The following is a 15,265-nucleotide window of genomic DNA, read 5'->3' as shown; positions in this document are numbered from 1 at the left end:
GTTGCGACGGCCGCGCCGCGTGTCGCGATCACCCGCCCCTACCCTGCCGTTTTCATTGCCGGTACGCCCATGTCAGTCCTGGACAACCTCGCCAACCTGCAGACCTTCGTCCACGCCGCCGACACCCGCAGCTTCGTCGAGACCGGGCGCCTGCAGGGCATCTCGGCCTCGGCCGCCGGCAAGTGCGTTGCGCGGCTGGAGCACGCACTGGGCGTGCGCCTGTTCCACCGCAGCACGCGCAGCATCACCCTCACCGCCGAGGGCCAGCTGTTCCTGGTGCGCTGCCGGCGCATCCTCGACGAACGCGATGCCGCGCGCACCGAACTGGCGCAACCGCACGCTGCACCGAGCGGCACGCTGCGGATCAGCCTGCCGCTGGTAGGTGACCTCACCCTGCCGTTGATGGCCGAATTCATGGCCGCGTATCCGGACATCCGCCTCGACCTGGATTTCAGCGACCGGCTGGTCGATGTCATCGAGGAAGGTTTCGATGCGGTGCTGCGCGTTGGCGAACCCAGCGACTCGCGGATGAACGCGCGCCGGCTGGGGGTGTTCCCGCGGCGTGTCGTCGCCTCGCCGGGCTACCTGCAGCGTCGCGGCGTTCCACGCACGCCGGCCGACCTGTTGCAGCACACGTTGCTGCACTACCGCTTCCCCAGCACCGGCAAGCTGGAGCCGTGGCCGATCCACTGGCCCGACCACGAAACACCGCAGGAGCTGCCGGTGCACATGGTGGCCAACACCATCGAGGCGCGGGTGGCGCTGGCGCTGCGCGGTACCGGCCTGGCCTTCGTGCCGGTGCACTCGGTGCGCGAAGCGCTGGCCGACGGCCGCCTGGTCACCGTGCTGGAGGATCATGTGCACTCCTGCGGCACCTTCCACCTGCTGTGGCCGTCGGGCCGACACGTACTGCCGAAGCTGCGGGTGTTCATCGACTTCGTCGGCGCCCGCCTGGACACCGTGCCGTAGCCGCGAGAAATCCACCCATGCCCGGCCCACAGTAGATCCACGCCATGCGTGGATGCTCTTGTAGTGCAGAGCCATCAAACCATTCAGCCAACCCCGCTATACTGGCCGCTCATTCCTCCCAGAGGCTCGCGACCAATGCGCCATTGATGCCGCCGTCTTCCCAACAGACGGCCTGACTCTTCCCGCCCCTGCGCGCAGGGGAGAACCCGGCATCCATGGAGGTCGCATGACCACACATTCCCTCACGCTCGATCGCGTGTCGTATCGGCTGGCCGACGGCCGCCCGCTGTTTTCCGATCTTTCGTTTTCCTTCGATCCGGTCGCCACCGGCCTGGTCGGTGCCAATGGCACCGGCAAGAGCGTGCTCGCACGCCTGCTGGCCGGTCGGGTGCGGCCAGAGAACGGGCAGGTGCGCAGCAGCGGCCGCGTATTCCTGTTGCCGACGCCCGGCTATCCACCCGCCGGCACGGTCGGTGAACTGGCCGGCGTCGGCGCGGCACTGGCCGCGCTGCAACGCATCGAAGCCGGCAGCGTGGATGAGGCCGACTTCGCCTGCGTCGGCGACCATTGGGATCTGCGCGAGCGCCTGCAGCAGCAATGGCAGGCGCTCCGCCTGCCCGACGATCTCGATCCCGCCCAACCCGCCGCGCGGCTCAGTGGCGGCCAGGCCATGCAGGTGGCGCTGTCCGGCGCCTGGGCCAGCGGCGCCGATTGGCTGATCCTGGACGAACCCAGCAACCACCTCGATGGCCGCCATCGCCAGCAGTTGTACGAACGGTTGCAGCAGTGGCGCGGCGGCCTGCTGGTGATCAGCCATGATCGCGAGCTGCTGGCGCAGATGCAGCAGATCGTCGAGCTCGACACGCGCGGGCTGCATCGCTATGGCGGCCCGTGGCAGCACTACGCCGACGCGCGGGCCGCCGAACGCGAAGCGGCCGCCGCACAGCTCGACCACGCCCGCGCCCAGCACCGGCAGCAACAGCGCAGCGCGCGCGAGCAGCACGAACGCCAGCAGCAGCGCCAGGCACGTGGCAATCGCGATGCGAAGCAGGCCAACCAGGCACCTATCCTGCTTGGCCGGCAGAAACAGCGTGCAGAGGCCAGCCACGGGCGCGCGCAACAGGTACAGGCTGATCGTCTGCAGGCCAGCGCCGACCAGCTGCGCGCAGCGGCTTCGGCAGTTCACGCCACACCGGAGCTGGCGCTGTTCGCCGGTGACGGTGAACGCGGCAACGCACGTCTGCTGCAGGCGGAGTCGCTGGTGCTGCCGCAGGGTTGCAGTGCACCGTTGCAATTGGAGATCCGCCGCGGCCAGCGCATCGCCGTGGTCGGTGACAACGGCAGTGGCAAGTCCACGCTCCTGCGCGTGCTGGCCGGCCAGCTGCCTGCACGCAGCGGCATCGTGCAGCGTCATGCACCACTGGCGCTGCTCGACCAGCAGCTGCTGGGATTGTCCGGCGAACGCAGCATTCTCGACACCGTGCAGGCCGCCAACCCGGTGGCGGATGCGGGTGAACTGCGCACACGGCTGGCCCTGCTCGGGCTGGACGCACAGCGCATCCAGCGTGCAGCCCACAGCCTCAGCGATGGTGAACGGGTGAAAGGCGCGCTGGCCAGCGTGCTGTATGCCGATCCCGCACCGCAGCTGTTGCTGCTGGACGAGCCGGGCAACGCGCTGGATCTGAGCGCGTTGCAGGCACTGGAAGAACTGCTGGCGGAATGGCCGGGCGCGCTGCTGATGGTCAGCCACGACCGGCACCTGCTGCAGGCGTTGCGGCCGACCCACGTGCTGCAGGTGGGCACCGGGGGGTGGCAGTGGCGTGACGCCTTGTAGATCCACGCCATGCGTGGACCTACTGCAGCAGCCGAGCGTCGGCTCGGCTCTACAGGATAGGCCATGCGTGGAGGCATGCATGGCCTACCGACCAGGGGTAGTGCCGGCCGCTGGCCGGCAATCCGTAGATCCTCAGTGCACCGTCACCGCTTCCACACCGGGAATGCCTGCGGCAACTGTTGCCACAGCAGCGGCCCCGCACGCAGTTCCTGGTCGTTGAGCAGGCACGCGTCCAGCTCCGCACGCACCGCGCGCTCATCCATGTGCACGCCAATCACCACCAGCTCCTGGCGGCGGTCGCCCCACAGCGGGTGCCACACGCGCTGCATCGCCGAATGCGCGGCCGCATCCGGGAAGTCTTCCAGACCCGGCAACGGTGCGCTCCAGCAGTCGGCCTGCTGCCGCGCCCAGCCCAGGTCGCTGTACGGCAGCGGCGTGGGCGGCAGCAATGGCGCGGTGTCCTCCAGCCCAGCCCGCACGCGATCACGCGCGGCGTACCAGAACCCCGCCGCCTGCGTCCGCGTCGCGGCACCCACGGTGTTCAGCTCACCCACCCAGTCCATGCGATTGGCCAGCCAGAACCAGCCCTTGCTGCGGATCACGCCGGGCATCCCCGACTGCAGCGCGCGGGCGAAGCGCGCGGGATGGAACGGTCGCCGCGAGCGGTAGACGAAACTGGCGATGCCGTACTCCTCGGTTTCGGGCGTGTGTTCGCCACGCAGTTCCTTCACCCAACCCGGCGCACGTTGCGCACGCTCGTAGTCGAAGCGGCCGGTGTCCAGCAGCTCGGCCAGTGGCACGGCACCGAAGCGGGACAGCAGCAGCTTCGCGTCGCGGTTCAGGCCGCGCAGCACGGCCAGCGTGTCCTGCAGCACGTCGTCATCCACCTGGTCGACCTTGCTGACCACGATCACGTCGGCGAACTCGACCTGCTCGCACAGCAGGTCGACCACGCCGCGATCATCATCCGGCCCGGCCTGTTGCCCGCGCTCGGCCAGGCGCAGCGTCGAGCCGAAGTCGGCAAGGAATGCGCTGCCATCCACCACCGTCACCATCGTGTCCAGGCGCGCGATGTCACTCAGGCTGAAGCCCTGCTCGTCGCGTACCGCGAACGTGGCCGCCACCGGCATCGGTTCACCGATGCCGGTCGACTCGATCAACAGGTAGTCATAGCGGCCGGCGTCGGCCAGGCGCCGCACTTCCTGCAGCAGGTCATCGCGCAGCGTGCAGCAGATGCAGCCATTGCTGAATTCCACCAGCGTCTCTTCGGTTCGGCGCAGTTCGGCGCCGCCCTCGCGCACCAGCTGCGCATCGATGTTGACCTCGCTCATGTCGTTGACGATGACGGCCACTCGCAGGCCCGCGCGGTTGCGCAGGATCTGGTTGAGCAGGGTGGTCTTGCCGGCCCCGAGGAAGCCGGACAGCACGGTGACCGGAAGGCGACGGTCGGCGCGGGAAACAGTGTTCATGTCGGAGCAGATTGGCTGCGGAACGGAAATGTTACTGTATAACATTCTCTTCGCAAGGAACGTCCCCGATGAAGTCGCCGTCTGCCGCCCTGCTCGATGCCGGCGCGGTCGCGCTGTCCAGCCTGTGCCTGCTGCACTGCCTGGCGCTGCCCCTGCTTGCCGCCGCACTGCCGCTGTTCGGCAGCTGGGCCGAAGCGGAATGGGTCCACCTGCTGTTCGTGGCCATCGCCCTGCCGCTGACCGGGTATGCACTATGGCGGGCGGAGCGCCGCCATCCGTTGCCGGTGCTGGCCTGGGCCACCGCCGGCTCCGGGCTTGGCCTGCTGCTGGCCGGCGCGCTGGCGTTGCCCTCGCACGACTGGGAAACACCGATGACCGTCACCGGCAGCCTGCTGCTGGCCGCCACGCATATCTGGAACGCGCGGCACCGGCACGGGTAGTGCCGGCCGCTGGCCGGCATCCCCAGGAACACCGCGCGCAGCCCGCAGGTGCCGGCCAGCGGCCGGCACTACCCTTGCTATTTGCCGTAGCGGCGCAGCAGTTCGACCAGCACCTCGGCCTCGGCCGCCCGCTGCTGCGGGTCTTCGGCGCCGACCACATGTTCCTGCAGATGCTCGTGCAGCAGCTCCATCAGCAGGCTGTGGGCGGCACCGCGCACGGCGGCAACCTGCACCAGCACGTCCGCACAGTCGCCGGCCTCACCCTCCGGCCTGTCCAGCGCCTGCTCCAACGCCGCCACCTGGCCGCCGATGCGGCGTACCCGGGTCAGCAGCTGCTTTCGATTCCTGTGTACATGGGCCATGGGCGCATCGTATACCCTATGGGGGTATCCTTCCACCCTCTGGTCTTTCCATGCACCTGGATGCCCTCGCCGCCGCCCGTCGCCACGAACACCGCTTCGACGACGGCAACCCGCTGGCCGAACGCAATACCCGCCGCGCCCTGTGGCTCACCGTCAGCATGATGCTGGTGGAAATTGTCGGCGGCTGGTGGTTCAACTCCATGGCCGTGCTCGCCGACGGCTGGCACATGAGTTCGCACGCACTCGCGCTGGGCCTGGCAGTGTTCGCCTACCGCTGCGCGCGCCGCTACGCGCACGACCCGCGCTTCGCCTTCGGCACCTGGAAGATCGAGATCCTGGCCGGCTATACCAGTGCCATCGCCCTGCTTGGCGTCGCCGCGCTGATGGCGGTGCAATCGCTGGAGCGGCTGTGGGTACCGGCACCGATCCACTACAACGAAGCCATCGCCATCGCTGCGGTCGGGCTGGGCGTGAACCTGCTGTGCGCCTGGTGGCTGCACGACAGCCCGGGCCACGCGCATCACCACCACGGGCATGACCATGGCCATCACCACGGCCACAACCACGATCACACCCATGCGCACGGTCACGACCTCAACCTGCGCTCGGCCTACGTCCACGTGCTGGCCGACGCCGCCACCTCGGTGCTGGCCATCATCGCCCTGCTCGGCGGCAAGCTGCTGGGCCTGACCTGGCTGGACCCGGTGATGGGCCTGGTCGGCGCCGTGCTGGTCACGGTGTGGGCGATCGGCCTGCTGCGCGACAGCGGCCGCATCCTGCTCGACGCGCAGATGGACGCGCCGGTGGTGGCCGAAGTACGCGAGGTGATCGAACAGGGCCCGTGGCCGGCGCGCCTGGCCGACCTGCACGTCTGGCAGGTGGGTCGCGGCAAGTACGCGGTCAGCGCCAGCGTGGTCACCAGTGACGCCACGCTGGATGCCGATACCGTGCGCAACGCGCTGGCCATCCATGAAGAGCTGGTGCACGTAACGGTGGAGATCCACCGCAGCTGATCCTGCGCGACTGCGGTCGAATCTGTAGAGCCGAGCCATGCTCGGCTGTCGCAGGCCATCAGCCGAGCACGGGCTCGGCTCTACAGTCAGAGCTTCAGCATCATCCGCAGCAGGTACATCAGCAGCGGCAGCGCACTCAGCACTGCACCGCCGATGCCGATCCACGGCCAGCGCTCACCGCGCACGCGCGATGCTACGGCCAGGCCGCCGCCCACCAGCGCCGCACCCAGCACGCCCACGCCCAGCCCTGCGGCCATGCCATTGCCACCCGCAGCGACCGCCGCCTGTGCCGCCACGGTGCCTGCCCCCCACCCCACTGCAATACCCAGCCAACTGGCCACGCCGCACCACGGTGCCTTGCCCTGCGCCATCCGAAAACCCCTGTGTCCTTGCCGAATTTCTGTACGGACCGCGCCCGCATGCTGCCTACACTAGCCGCACCTGCCCTGTAGGGACATCCCATGCGCACGCTCCGCCTGCTGCTGCCCGGTGCCCTCCTGCTGCTGACCGCCGCCTGCAGCGGTGACGCCGGGCTTCCGTTTTCCACCGACCCGCTGCAGGGCTGCTTCGCCACCAGCGCGCGCAAACCCGCCGACTTCCGCATCGACAAGGAAGGTGGCCAGTACTTCGTTTCCTTCAGCCGTGGCGACCAGTGGCAGCGCGAACCCAATGCCCTGCACAAGGCCACTTCCAGCGAGATCAGCCGCTACTTCCGCGACGACGCCGAGCAGATCGACAGTGCGTTGATCCAAATGGCCGGCGGTTTCGGCATCTTCCACTTCAACAAGGGCGCGACGCTGAAGGGCAAGGCCAGCGACAGCGACTACATGGCGTTGATGCTGATCGGGGCCGGGCCGGTGTATGCGGTGAAGTGCGATTAGCGACACAGACTTTTGAGAAATGTTTGAAATCCAAAGAACTGCGTAATGCAACCAAAAGCACCATTGGGCAAGTAGCGAAGATGAAGCCTCACCCAGATTTTGAGAGGCCCAAGTGAAATTGCAGCTAGCCATCATCATGTTCATCGCCTCTGCATCCGTGCAGGCAGGAGACGGGAATCCAGCTGTCGGACAAACCGCAGACGAAGCAAAGATCCCGGAAAAAATCGTTCGCAGCGCAGAATGGCCCGACTTCATTGGGGGGACGATCAGTGTGGAGCAGTCCCTCACCCGCAACTCGAAGGGACAATATGTATATCGCTACGACGATCAAACGGAAGCGACGAAGCAGTATCACGAGGCTTCCTGCGCAGATCTTGGAATGAACCCTGCCAAGGGCGAGTCCATCACAGTGGGGCCAGGAAGCGCTGCATGGCATTGCTCAAGCATCGATTCGAACAGTGCTAGCGACGCAAAGAGTACTGACTATGTAATCGCCTATGCACCAAATGGACAGGTATCAGCTGGCCAGAACTTCGTTTCCTACGGAACCGTAAGATTCAACAGCTCAGTCAGTGGGAACATCCAGGGTAGCGCGCAAATAGACAACGGAAGGTGCCGGACCTTCTATAGCGAGTATTACCCGCCAAACACGGTGGGAAATCACACTGCACGAGTCCTCTGCTTTGCTCATTCCCCGCAGACGATGAATACGCTGATGGAAGGTTGTGTACCGCGCGCCTGCGCCAGTGATCGTGGTTCCATCAGAGCCAACTGATACCAAAACCTTTTGACCTAGCAGTGAGGGTGACCAAGCCACCCTCACTGCTTAGGTACATGACCCGATTCCCAATGATCGCTACGATCGCTCAATCCCTGATTTGCGTATCAGGCTCGTGCATCCCAGGCCAACTGAGCGCGGACTACAGCCTCCAAGGGACACCAGTGGTCATCCGCAGCACATTGGCCCCTGACAGTTCTGGGAACATGATATGCATCCAGCAACTTTTGATCAGAAATGAAGAGGGAGTACTGACCTATCATTACGATCTTCAACCGTCAGCGTCACGCGACTTCCACAGAGAATTCTGTGCCGCTATGGGCATGACGCCCTCAGTGGGAACTGCATCTCTACCAACGCCCTCCACCGGTTGGGTCTGCACTACGGAATCTCAGTATCCTGGCAAAGGTCCTGCGGTACCATGCCCTCCCCCGAACCGCCCCGGTACCCGCCGTGCCCCATTACACCGGCCCCCTGCTGACCCGCGACAGCGCCGATACCCTGCGCCGTGCCCATGACAAGGGCGCCGCCGACTGGCAGGGATCGCTTGACCTCGGCCGCAGCCAGGACAGCGTGGCGCTGGATGCGGACGGCTTCCACTTCCGGGGCCAGCCCTACCCTTGGCCGGGCAAGCTGAAGGACCGCACGCTGTACTACTGGGATGGCGAGGAATTCGCGCCGATCTCGCGCTACAGCGGCTCGCTGATCAAGCTGGTGCCCACCGAATGGGGCGCACCGACGTTCGAGATCGACGGCATCAAGATGCTGCCCACCTCGAAGCTGTCGCCGTTCGAGGATGCGCGCCGCAAGGTGGAGCTGGTCGCCCCGGCCGGCAAGGTCATCCTCGATACCTGCGGTGGCCTCGGTTACTTCGCCGCCTGCGCGCTGGAAGCCGGTGTCGGCCAGATCCGTTCGTTCGAGAAGAACGCCGATGTGATGTGGCTGCGCACGCTCAACCCGTGGTCGCCGGATCCAGACTCTGCTGCCGCCGGTGGCCGCCTGCAGTTCAGCCACGGTGACGTCTCGCAGCAGATCGAACAGGTGGCCAGCAGCAGTGTCGACGCAATCCTGCACGACCCACCGCGCTTCGGCATCGCCGGCGAGCTGTACTCGCAGGTGTTCTACGACCACCTCGCCCGCGTCATCCGCAAGGGCGGCCGCCTGTTCCATTACACCGGCGCGCCGAACAAGCTGACCAGCGGCCGCGACGTGCCGCGTGAAGTGGCCAAGCGACTGGAAAAGGCCGGTTTCAAGGCCGAACTGGCGCTGGACGGCGTGCTGGCCGTCAAGCGCTGAGCCTCACTCCGAGTCGACCTTGGCCAGCTTCATCACCCACGCCGGCACCTCCGGTTCGCTGGCGTAGAAGTCCTTCGGCTTGTTCTCCGCCATCGCCCAGCGATGCAGCCAGCTCGGGCCATAGCGGCCGTTGTAGCCTTCCGCACCCCGCGCATACGCCGGGTCACGCATCGCTTCGTCCAGTGAAATGAAGCGATAGCCGCGGCGCTTCGTGGCCGCCACCAGTTCGGCAAGGGTGGCCGCATTGAGCTCGTTGGCGTGCATCAGCCACACCTGCGGCAGCGCGTACCCCAGCAGCGCCTGCGACTGCTTCTCGTAGTAATCCAGCTTGTTCAGCATGTACGGCACGTAGCCCTTGCGCAGCTGCGCCAGCGTCGCGTCGCTCGCCGGCGAATCCGCCTGCTCGTTCATCACGTTGGCATAGGCGAACGCCCACACCCATTCCCCGTTGTCCACCGTCACCGGTGCCACGCGATAGCCATGCTGCTTGAAGAACGCCTCCATCTGCACGCGCTCATCCGCGGTGCGCCCGGCCCGCAGGTAGGGGTGGCGCATCCACTGTGGCGCCTGCCCCTTCTCGGCCAGCAGCGGCCGCAGCACCGTTTCGCCGCGCAGGAAATCCTTCTGGAACGCCGCCACGCCTTTCGCATTCAGATCCATGTGCGAGTACGTGTGGTTGCCCAGCACATAGCCAGCATCGCGCCAGTCGCGCAGCATCTGCACCCGCGCCGGCTGCACCTGTCCATTCACCTCAAGCTTGTTCTCATTGACGAAGCCCACCACCGGCACGCCGGCCTCGCGCAGCTGGGCCATCAACGCTTCGTGCCGCGCCTGCAGATCCGGCGGCACGATCTGGTCCAGCCGTGCCCATGGCAGATCATCGATGGTCACCGCGATACGACGGTCCACCTCGGCGGCGTGTACGGCCAGCGAACACAGCAACAACGGCAACGCACGCAGCAACAAGCGCATCGGGTCTTCCCTGGAGTGGCGAGGCGTCGACTGTAGCGCGATTACCGCGCGCCGCCGAGCGTGCTCAGCCCGCCCGGGCCCACGCGATCGCGCGCCACAGGGCAACGCCGCCGGCCATCGCGGCCAACAACAGCACCGTCAACACCAGCGCCAGATCATCCGGATTGCGCAGCAGTGGCGCGTTCACCCGCGTCAGGATGTGGAACACCACGCGCTGCGCCTGCTCCAGCGGTACATCACCCTCCGGCACCAGCTCCACCAGGCACGCCGTGGGTGACAGCCGCGCCACATTGCTCCACGCATTCTCGTACAGGTGCAGGACCCATCCGGCCAAAGCCAGTGCACCACCGTGCAGCACCATAAGCGCCACGTTCGCCGTGCGCAGCCGATCGCGCAGCCACAGCGCACGGCTCGCGCACACCGCCATGGCCCCCAGCAACGCCAGCACCACGCCTACCCATGGAATCCAGCCCAGGGGTTGCCAGTCATCCAGTGCGCCCACACGCGCCATCACCTGTTCGGCAACCTTCAATCGCGCCTGCGCGTCCGGGCCGCCACAGGCCACCGTCACCGGCTCCAGCAACAGCTCCACACGGTAATGGAAGAAGCCGGCAGCCAGCACCACAGACAGCAGCGCCACCCACTGCAGCATCAACAGGATCGGCCCCTGCCCACAGATGCGGCGGATTCGGGAGGTGGCGGCGCTCATCGGTTCATCCATGACAGCAAAGAGCCATCCTAACCAAGCGCTTCGCACGTGTCGGCTGGCGGATGCGACACACACCACGCAGCGCCGTTACGATGGCACGGTTGTTTGAATGCGAAATTTCCTTGGTATTCCCGATGGTGATGCTGTACCTGACCGTACGAACGCTGCTGCCCCTGCTGGCATTCGTGCTCGCGTGGTACCTGCTCGCGCGCCTGATCGACGCGCGCGTCGCCCGGCTGCCACGCGTCCCGTTGAACCTGCCGGCGCACAGCAGCAGCCCGCGCAGGAAGGATCGGCGCATCTACGCGCGCAAGCTGCGGCGCAAGCCGGGGCTGCGCACGGCGACCCGCGCCGCCGCCGCGCCGCGCAGTTGGCGCTTCGCCGCAGCTGTCCTGTCGATAGGCGTGCTGGCCGCCACTGTGGTCGCCATCCCCGATGGCGCGCGCTTCCAGGTGATGGTGGGCAATGTCATGGGCTACCCGGGAACCATCATCGAGGTGCGTGTTCCCGCAGCAGCACAGCCTGTCGTGCTGCAGGCATGGCGCCCTGTACTGGCGCACCTGGGAAGGCCCGTGGCGATGCGCTATCGGATTGCTCGCACCGGCGGCGAGCATGAAGCCCATGCGGTGGTGCCCACGCAGGTCCGTCAGCAGGGCGAGAAGCTGCAGGTGGCCATCGCACTGCCGGTGGACAGCGAAGTACTGCGTGCCGAACTGGCGCGACAGGCAGGATTGCCGGTCGAGGCGATCAACGTGCAGAGGCGCGACGTAGCGCCATGGCGGGAGTCGGGCTGGCAGCCACTGCCCGGCCCTTAGCGCCGAGCCCATGCTCCGCTGCCCTTTGCCCCTTCTCCGGATGGCACGCGCTGCGCGCGCCAGCCGAGCATCGGCTCGGCTCTACATCAAGCCCACACCCAGGTTGTGGATCACGACCCACGCGGCAGCTTCGCCGCCCACATGTTGTCCACCAGGTTCGGATACCGCCGCCCGTTCTCCTCGGCACGTTGCCGTGCCGCCGCCTTCTGCGCATCCGACAGCGGTTGCGACGTCTGCCCTTTGGGCCTGGGCTTTTTCCACGGGGGTGTCTTTGGCTCGCGCATCGCCGCAGCTTACCGCTTCAGGAAGTTCAGCAGCGCCAGATTGAAGCGGTCGGCATGGCTGGTATTGCAGCCGTGCGGCGCCCCCTCCAGGATCACCACTTCGCTGCCCTTGATGGCCTTGTGGGTACGCTGGCCGGAGCCCTCGAACGGCACGATGGCGTCACTGTCGCCGTGCAGGATCAAGGTCGGCACCGTGATCTTCTTCAGGTCATCCCGGAAATCGGTCGTGGCGAACGCCTTCATGCAGCCCAGCGCCGCCGCCTGGTCGGATTGATGGCACAGCGCGATCGCCACCTGGCGCGTCTCCTCGGTGACCATCAACTGGCCGTTGGCGCTGAAGAAGTCGCGGGTGAAGCCGTCGAAGAACGCTTCGCGGTCCTTCTCCAACCCGCTGCGCATTTCATCGGCCTTGGCCTGCGTCAGTGGACCTTCCGGATTGTCGTCGCTGCGCAGCAGGAACGGTGGCACAGCGGCCGCGAATACCACACTGTGCAGGCGATCCTGGCCATGGTTGGCCACGTAGCGCGCCACCTCGCCGCCACCCATCGAGAAACCGACCAGGGTGGCGTCGCGCAGGTCACGTTCCTCGATCAACCCCGCCAGGTCCGCCGCCAGCGTGTCGTAGTCATAACCTTCGGCCGGCTTGTCAGAGCGGCCAAAGCCACGCCGGTCGTAGCTGATCACCCGATACTGGGCGTCGCGCAGGATCGCCACCTGCGTCTTCCAGGCATCGGCGGACAGCGGCCAGCCGTGGATCAGGATAACCGGGCGGCCATCGCCACCGGTGTCTTCAACGTGCAGGCGGATGCGGGAAGCAGGCATGGGCGCTCCTGTGGAAGGGAAGGATTTCAGGCTAGTGGCCGTCACCTGTGGCGGCCGTGAGGGAATCCCGGCCGCTCATGACATCCCCTGCACAGGCAACGGCCTCAAGGCTGGAACCGGGCCGCCAATATGGGCATTCATTCCGTGGCAGGGCCGTTTCGTCGGAAGCCGGCTGCAGTGGCCCAAACGCCATGCGAGCCTGCGTGAACCCTCCCTGGAGCCTCACCATGCTGCTGCTCACCCTGCCCTTGCTGGCCGCCGGCCTCGTTGCCACGCCAGCGCCCGCCGCCACCCTGCGCGTGCAGATCCGCCAGGCCGATACCCAGCTCTTCGCTGCGGCCTTCGAGGCCTGCGATGCCAACAGGGCTGCGGCGATGACGACCGACGACATGGAGTTCTTCCATGACAAGGACGGCAAGTCGGCCAGCAGCCGCGAAGACTTCCGCCACAGCGTGGCCAACCGGTGCAGCAGCGCGCGCGAGGGTGGCTGGCAGCTGCGCCGCGAGCTCGTGGAATCTTCGCTGCAGGTGTTTCCGCTGCACGATGAGCGCGCGCTCGAAATCGGCGACCACCGCTTTTACGAGCGCGGCAACGACGGCGTGGAACGCTGGACCGGCCAGGCCCGCTTCATCCAGGTCTGGCGCCGCGTGGACGGGAACTGGCTGGCCGAACGGGTGATCAGCTATGACCATCGGCCGGCGGACTGACCTTTCCGGCGCCCTTCACCGGCCGGATCTATACTGGCAGAGTTCACCCCGACCCACCGCTACCGTTCGATCGCCATGGCAGAGATCACCCCCAACCACCCCGACTACGGCCTCAACCAGCAGATCCGTCAGGGCGTGGCCGCACTGGACGCCCAGCATGGCCGTGCGTTCGACCAGACCAGCGAGCGCCTGACCGCCAGCCTGACCGTGCTCGCCCGCGAGCAGGGCCTGCAACAGGTCGACCACGTGCTGGTCAGCAACGCCACGGCCCAGCACCCGGCCGGGCACAACATCTTCGTGGTGCAGGGCGACCCGGCCAATCCGGCGCACCTGCGCGCGATGATGCCGACGGCTCTGGCAGCGCAGACGCCGGTGGAGCAGTCGATGCAGAAGTTGGGGGTGGCCCCGCAGCAGCAGGCCGTTGGGGTGGTGCCCGAACAGCAGGCCCGTGAGCAGGAGCAGCAGCAGAACCCGGCACACCGTCTGGGCTGAGCCGCCGCCACTGTTGTTGGCGACCCAGCGCGTGGACGCCGGCTCGCCGTGGTACTTGCCACCTTAGACCATGCGCGGCCCGGACTGCTCCTGCACCTGGCGCTGCTGCAACGCGTCCTGCGTGCGCACCTGCGCAGACTGGGACAACTGCTCGGCGCGCTCGAACGATGTTTCCGCCGGTGTCTGCGCGGCCACCGCCGTAGGCATGCTGGCACGCAGCTGTGCCGGGTCGTTGCGCTCGCCCTGCACGATGAAGATGTTCTGCGCCACATCCGCCTGCGCAGTACGATCGCTCAACAGCACGTGGTCGACCCGGGTCAGTCCGTTTGCCTTTGCCAGGGCGTACAGGCTGGCGCTGATGTTCTCGCTGGTGGCATCGAAGCTGCGGCCCCGCTCTGCATCAAGCCGGGCCACGCCCGGGGTGGATCTGCGAGAGCAGCGGGTCGTTACCGTGCCGGGCCAGACGATCACCGCTTCGTTCGCCCATGCCCTCAGCGTCACTCAGCATGTGTTGCTTGAAACTGCGCTTCGGCATGGGGTTGGTTTTCCGCTGATTGAGCTCGCTGTCCGGAAACGGCGGATCAATGCTGTCCACGCCATGGATGTTGCGCAGCGGCCTGAACGCATCCTTGCCTGCACCCTTGATATCAAGAGGAATGCGAACATCCGGAAGAAGCTGCCCGGCGGGACCTCCCAACGCGTTCACGTCGATGCTGCTTTTCCGCAGGATGCCGCATGGTTCAGCGCTTCCCAAGTGAAGTCCACGCAATTGTGGCGAACATCCTGATAGTGCTTGCTGAAGACGAATTTTTCCGGGTCCGGTGGTGAGGTTGATTACTTCCCTGGCAGTCGGGCGGCGTGTACCCGCAACTGAGCCGAGTAATGCTGCAATTCCGGCGTGGCCTGTACCGTGCGAACCTGTACGCGATAGCGGGTATCAGGCTCCACTGGCAGAGCAATCAGGCTCAGCGTGTACTGGCCGTCACTGCCCATGTGCGGCGACGTATACCGCCATTCGCTGGACGCATGCCATTCCGGAAGCGGCTCTCCCGCGTTGAGTGCCCCCGCCTGGTAGCTGTCGTAGGTGGGAACATCTTTCCAGGCATCAGCGCCCCATTGCTGCAGGGTTACCTCGAACGGGATCCTCATTGTGCCCACGTCAGGCTCGTCGGGCTTGCGCGCCTCTTGGCGCTGCAATTCCAGCTCCACGGCGTAGGTGCGATGTGGGATGTAATTTCGCGCGTTCATCTCGAACTCGAACTTCACCCCTTGGCCCGGCTGATCCACAGCGATAGGCTGCGCCAGATCCAGCGGCTCGGGTGGGACAGGATCACGCCCGGAACAGGCGCCCAGCCCGGTGCTCAACATGATCAACAGGCCGGCGCGCAACCAGCGGTGGATGCCCAGCATGATTCAGATCCT

At 66.4% G+C, this 15,265-nt stretch carries 19 protein-coding genes; 10 read left to right on the top strand and 9 right to left on the bottom strand.

All coding sequences use genetic code 11. The features are described 5' to 3' along the window. The first annotated feature begins 69 nt into the window (after positions 1 to 69). On the top strand, positions 70 to 969 hold the full coding sequence (locus ACSDHM_RS00570) for a LysR family transcriptional regulator (RefSeq protein WP_088496186.1): 900 nt from the start codon (positions 70 to 72) through the stop codon (positions 967 to 969). A 226-nt stretch (positions 970 to 1,195) separates the two neighbouring features. Further along, a complete protein-coding gene (locus ACSDHM_RS00565; protein WP_439426561.1) occupies positions 1,196 to 2,803 on the top strand; it encodes an ATP-binding cassette domain-containing protein in 1,608 nt (535 codons plus the stop codon). A gap of 143 nt (positions 2,804 to 2,946) precedes the next feature. On the opposite strand, the gene ACSDHM_RS00560 is transcribed toward ACSDHM_RS00565, so the two are convergent. Beyond that, complete coding sequence (locus tag ACSDHM_RS00560; protein WP_439426560.1) at positions 2,947 to 4,272, bottom strand: GTP-binding protein; 1,326 nt, start codon at positions 4,270 to 4,272, stop codon at positions 2,947 to 2,949. 68 nt (positions 4,273 to 4,340) lie between these two features. On the opposite strand from ACSDHM_RS00560, the gene ACSDHM_RS00555 reads away from it, so the two are divergent. Then, positions 4,341 to 4,712 carry a MerC domain-containing protein gene (locus ACSDHM_RS00555; RefSeq protein WP_188241585.1) on the top strand — a complete coding sequence of 124 codons (372 nt, stop codon included), beginning with the start codon at positions 4,341 to 4,343 and terminating at the stop codon, positions 4,710 to 4,712. A gap of 77 nt (positions 4,713 to 4,789) precedes the next feature. Here ACSDHM_RS00555 and ACSDHM_RS00550 read toward each other — a convergent pair whose 3' ends face one another. Next, positions 4,790 to 5,074, bottom strand: coding sequence for a metal-sensing transcriptional repressor (locus ACSDHM_RS00550; protein ID WP_049417302.1), 285 nt, complete (start codon positions 5,072 to 5,074; stop codon positions 4,790 to 4,792). A gap of 50 nt (positions 5,075 to 5,124) precedes the next feature. Between ACSDHM_RS00550 and dmeF the strand changes: the two genes are divergently transcribed. Continuing rightward, positions 5,125 to 6,087, top strand: a complete 963-nt coding sequence (gene dmeF / locus ACSDHM_RS00545) for a CDF family Co(II)/Ni(II) efflux transporter DmeF (protein WP_111201455.1) — start codon at positions 5,125 to 5,127, stop codon at positions 6,085 to 6,087. A gap of 86 nt (positions 6,088 to 6,173) precedes the next feature. Here the strand turns inward: dmeF and ACSDHM_RS00540 are convergent, their stop codons facing one another. Continuing rightward, the gene (locus tag ACSDHM_RS00540; RefSeq protein ID WP_005415073.1) at positions 6,174 to 6,458 is read right to left on the bottom strand and encodes a hypothetical protein; all 285 of its coding nucleotides are present in this window, start codon (positions 6,456 to 6,458) and stop codon (positions 6,174 to 6,176) included. Positions 6,459 to 6,548: 90 nt separating this feature from the next. On the opposite strand from ACSDHM_RS00540, the gene ACSDHM_RS00535 reads away from it, so the two are divergent. The 3 genes from ACSDHM_RS00535 (at position 6,549) to ACSDHM_RS00525 (ending at position 9,042) form a co-directional block, all read left to right on the top strand. Continuing rightward, positions 6,549 to 6,968 carry a hypothetical protein gene (locus ACSDHM_RS00535; RefSeq protein WP_439426559.1) on the top strand — a complete coding sequence of 140 codons (420 nt, stop codon included), beginning with the start codon at positions 6,549 to 6,551 and terminating at the stop codon, positions 6,966 to 6,968. A gap of 136 nt (positions 6,969 to 7,104) precedes the next feature. Continuing rightward, positions 7,105 to 7,743: a hypothetical protein gene (locus ACSDHM_RS00530; protein ID WP_143592482.1), complete on the top strand. Its 639-nt coding sequence runs from the start codon at positions 7,105 to 7,107 to the stop codon at positions 7,741 to 7,743. A gap of 456 nt (positions 7,744 to 8,199) precedes the next feature. Further along, positions 8,200 to 9,042 (top strand): class I SAM-dependent methyltransferase, encoded by an 843-nt coding sequence (locus ACSDHM_RS00525; protein WP_439426558.1) that lies wholly within the window; start codon positions 8,200 to 8,202, stop codon positions 9,040 to 9,042. Positions 9,043 to 9,045: 3 nt separating this feature from the next. Here the strand turns inward: ACSDHM_RS00525 and ACSDHM_RS00520 are convergent, their stop codons facing one another. Both ACSDHM_RS00520 and ACSDHM_RS00515 read right to left on the bottom strand, forming a co-directional pair. After that, positions 9,046 to 10,014 carry a polysaccharide deacetylase family protein gene (locus tag ACSDHM_RS00520; protein WP_065186647.1) on the bottom strand — a complete coding sequence of 323 codons (969 nt, stop codon included), beginning with the start codon at positions 10,012 to 10,014 and terminating at the stop codon, positions 9,046 to 9,048. A gap of 64 nt (positions 10,015 to 10,078) precedes the next feature. Beyond that, complete coding sequence (locus tag ACSDHM_RS00515) at positions 10,079 to 10,723, bottom strand: hypothetical protein (RefSeq protein WP_088496225.1); 645 nt, start codon at positions 10,721 to 10,723, stop codon at positions 10,079 to 10,081. A 134-nt stretch (positions 10,724 to 10,857) separates the two neighbouring features. On the opposite strand from ACSDHM_RS00515, the gene ACSDHM_RS00510 reads away from it, so the two are divergent. After that, positions 10,858 to 11,538, top strand: a complete 681-nt coding sequence (locus ACSDHM_RS00510) for a hypothetical protein (RefSeq protein WP_439426557.1) — start codon at positions 10,858 to 10,860, stop codon at positions 11,536 to 11,538. Between the two features lie 293 nt (positions 11,539 to 11,831). Here the strand turns inward: ACSDHM_RS00510 and ACSDHM_RS00505 are convergent, their stop codons facing one another. Next, positions 11,832 to 12,644, bottom strand: a complete 813-nt coding sequence (locus ACSDHM_RS00505; RefSeq protein ID WP_072167703.1) for an alpha/beta fold hydrolase — start codon at positions 12,642 to 12,644, stop codon at positions 11,832 to 11,834. A 227-nt stretch (positions 12,645 to 12,871) separates the two neighbouring features. Here ACSDHM_RS00505 and ACSDHM_RS00500 point away from each other — a divergent pair, with 227 nt between their 5' ends. Together ACSDHM_RS00500 and ACSDHM_RS00495 are read left to right on the top strand one after the other, a co-directional pair. Beyond that, on the top strand, positions 12,872 to 13,351 hold the full coding sequence (locus ACSDHM_RS00500) for a nuclear transport factor 2 family protein (RefSeq protein ID WP_151355154.1): 480 nt from the start codon (positions 12,872 to 12,874) through the stop codon (positions 13,349 to 13,351). 75 nt (positions 13,352 to 13,426) lie between these two features. Next, positions 13,427 to 13,843 (top strand): XVIPCD domain-containing protein, encoded by a 417-nt coding sequence (locus ACSDHM_RS00495; RefSeq protein WP_439426556.1) that lies wholly within the window; start codon positions 13,427 to 13,429, stop codon positions 13,841 to 13,843. A gap of 63 nt (positions 13,844 to 13,906) precedes the next feature. Here the strand turns inward: ACSDHM_RS00495 and ACSDHM_RS00490 are convergent, their stop codons facing one another. The 3 genes from ACSDHM_RS00490 to ACSDHM_RS00480 form a co-directional block, all read right to left on the bottom strand. Continuing rightward, on the bottom strand, positions 13,907 to 14,257 hold the full coding sequence (locus tag ACSDHM_RS00490; RefSeq protein ID WP_438915101.1) for an XVIPCD domain-containing protein: 351 nt from the start codon (positions 14,255 to 14,257) through the stop codon (positions 13,907 to 13,909). Beyond that, the gene (locus tag ACSDHM_RS00485) at positions 14,244 to 14,549 is read right to left on the bottom strand and encodes a hypothetical protein (protein ID WP_438915100.1); all 306 of its coding nucleotides are present in this window, start codon (positions 14,547 to 14,549) and stop codon (positions 14,244 to 14,246) included. Before ACSDHM_RS00485 ends, ACSDHM_RS00490 begins: the two co-directional genes overlap by 14 nt. A gap of 128 nt (positions 14,550 to 14,677) precedes the next feature. Beyond that, positions 14,678 to 15,253 (bottom strand): hypothetical protein, encoded by a 576-nt coding sequence (locus ACSDHM_RS00480; RefSeq protein ID WP_438915099.1) that lies wholly within the window; start codon positions 15,251 to 15,253, stop codon positions 14,678 to 14,680. Between the last annotated feature and the right edge of the window lie 12 nt (positions 15,254 to 15,265).

The organism is Stenotrophomonas sp. T8, from assembly GCF_051853085.1.
Classification (GTDB): Bacteria; Pseudomonadota; Gammaproteobacteria; order Xanthomonadales; family Xanthomonadaceae; genus Stenotrophomonas; species Stenotrophomonas sepilia.
The sequence above is the reverse complement of the archived record's forward strand: the minus strand, read 5'-3'. Positions and strand labels throughout refer to the sequence as shown.

What these genes read in the sequence shown, in the direction of transcription:
- ACSDHM_RS00570 (WP_088496186.1), top strand. Translation starts at nt 70, where the DNA reads ATGTCAGTCCTGGACAACCTCGCCAACCTGCAGACCTTCGTCCACGCC.
- ACSDHM_RS00565 (WP_439426561.1), top strand. Translation starts at nt 1,196, where the DNA reads ATGACCACACATTCCCTCACGCTCGATCGCGTGTCGTATCGGCTGGCC.
- ACSDHM_RS00560 (WP_439426560.1), bottom strand. Translation starts at nt 4,272, where the DNA reads ATGAACACTGTTTCCCGCGCCGACCGTCGCCTTCCGGTCACCGTGCTG.
- ACSDHM_RS00555 (WP_188241585.1), top strand. Translation starts at nt 4,341, where the DNA reads ATGAAGTCGCCGTCTGCCGCCCTGCTCGATGCCGGCGCGGTCGCGCTG.
- ACSDHM_RS00550 (WP_049417302.1), bottom strand. Translation starts at nt 5,074, where the DNA reads ATGGCCCATGTACACAGGAATCGAAAGCAGCTGCTGACCCGGGTACGC.
- dmeF (WP_111201455.1), top strand. Translation starts at nt 5,125, where the DNA reads ATGCACCTGGATGCCCTCGCCGCCGCCCGTCGCCACGAACACCGCTTC.
- ACSDHM_RS00540 (WP_005415073.1), bottom strand. Translation starts at nt 6,458, where the DNA reads ATGGCGCAGGGCAAGGCACCGTGGTGCGGCGTGGCCAGTTGGCTGGGT.
- ACSDHM_RS00535 (WP_439426559.1), top strand. Translation starts at nt 6,549, where the DNA reads ATGCGCACGCTCCGCCTGCTGCTGCCCGGTGCCCTCCTGCTGCTGACC.
- ACSDHM_RS00530 (WP_143592482.1), top strand. Translation starts at nt 7,105, where the DNA reads ATGTTCATCGCCTCTGCATCCGTGCAGGCAGGAGACGGGAATCCAGCT.
- ACSDHM_RS00520 (WP_065186647.1), bottom strand. Translation starts at nt 10,014, where the DNA reads ATGCGCTTGTTGCTGCGTGCGTTGCCGTTGTTGCTGTGTTCGCTGGCC.
- ACSDHM_RS00515 (WP_088496225.1), bottom strand. Translation starts at nt 10,723, where the DNA reads ATGAGCGCCGCCACCTCCCGAATCCGCCGCATCTGTGGGCAGGGGCCG.
- ACSDHM_RS00510 (WP_439426557.1), top strand. Translation starts at nt 10,858, where the DNA reads ATGGTGATGCTGTACCTGACCGTACGAACGCTGCTGCCCCTGCTGGCA.
- ACSDHM_RS00505 (WP_072167703.1), bottom strand. Translation starts at nt 12,644, where the DNA reads ATGCCTGCTTCCCGCATCCGCCTGCACGTTGAAGACACCGGTGGCGAT.
- ACSDHM_RS00500 (WP_151355154.1), top strand. Translation starts at nt 12,872, where the DNA reads ATGCTGCTGCTCACCCTGCCCTTGCTGGCCGCCGGCCTCGTTGCCACG.
- ACSDHM_RS00495 (WP_439426556.1), top strand. Translation starts at nt 13,427, where the DNA reads ATGGCAGAGATCACCCCCAACCACCCCGACTACGGCCTCAACCAGCAG.
- ACSDHM_RS00480 (WP_438915099.1), bottom strand. Translation starts at nt 15,253, where the DNA reads ATGCTGGGCATCCACCGCTGGTTGCGCGCCGGCCTGTTGATCATGTTG.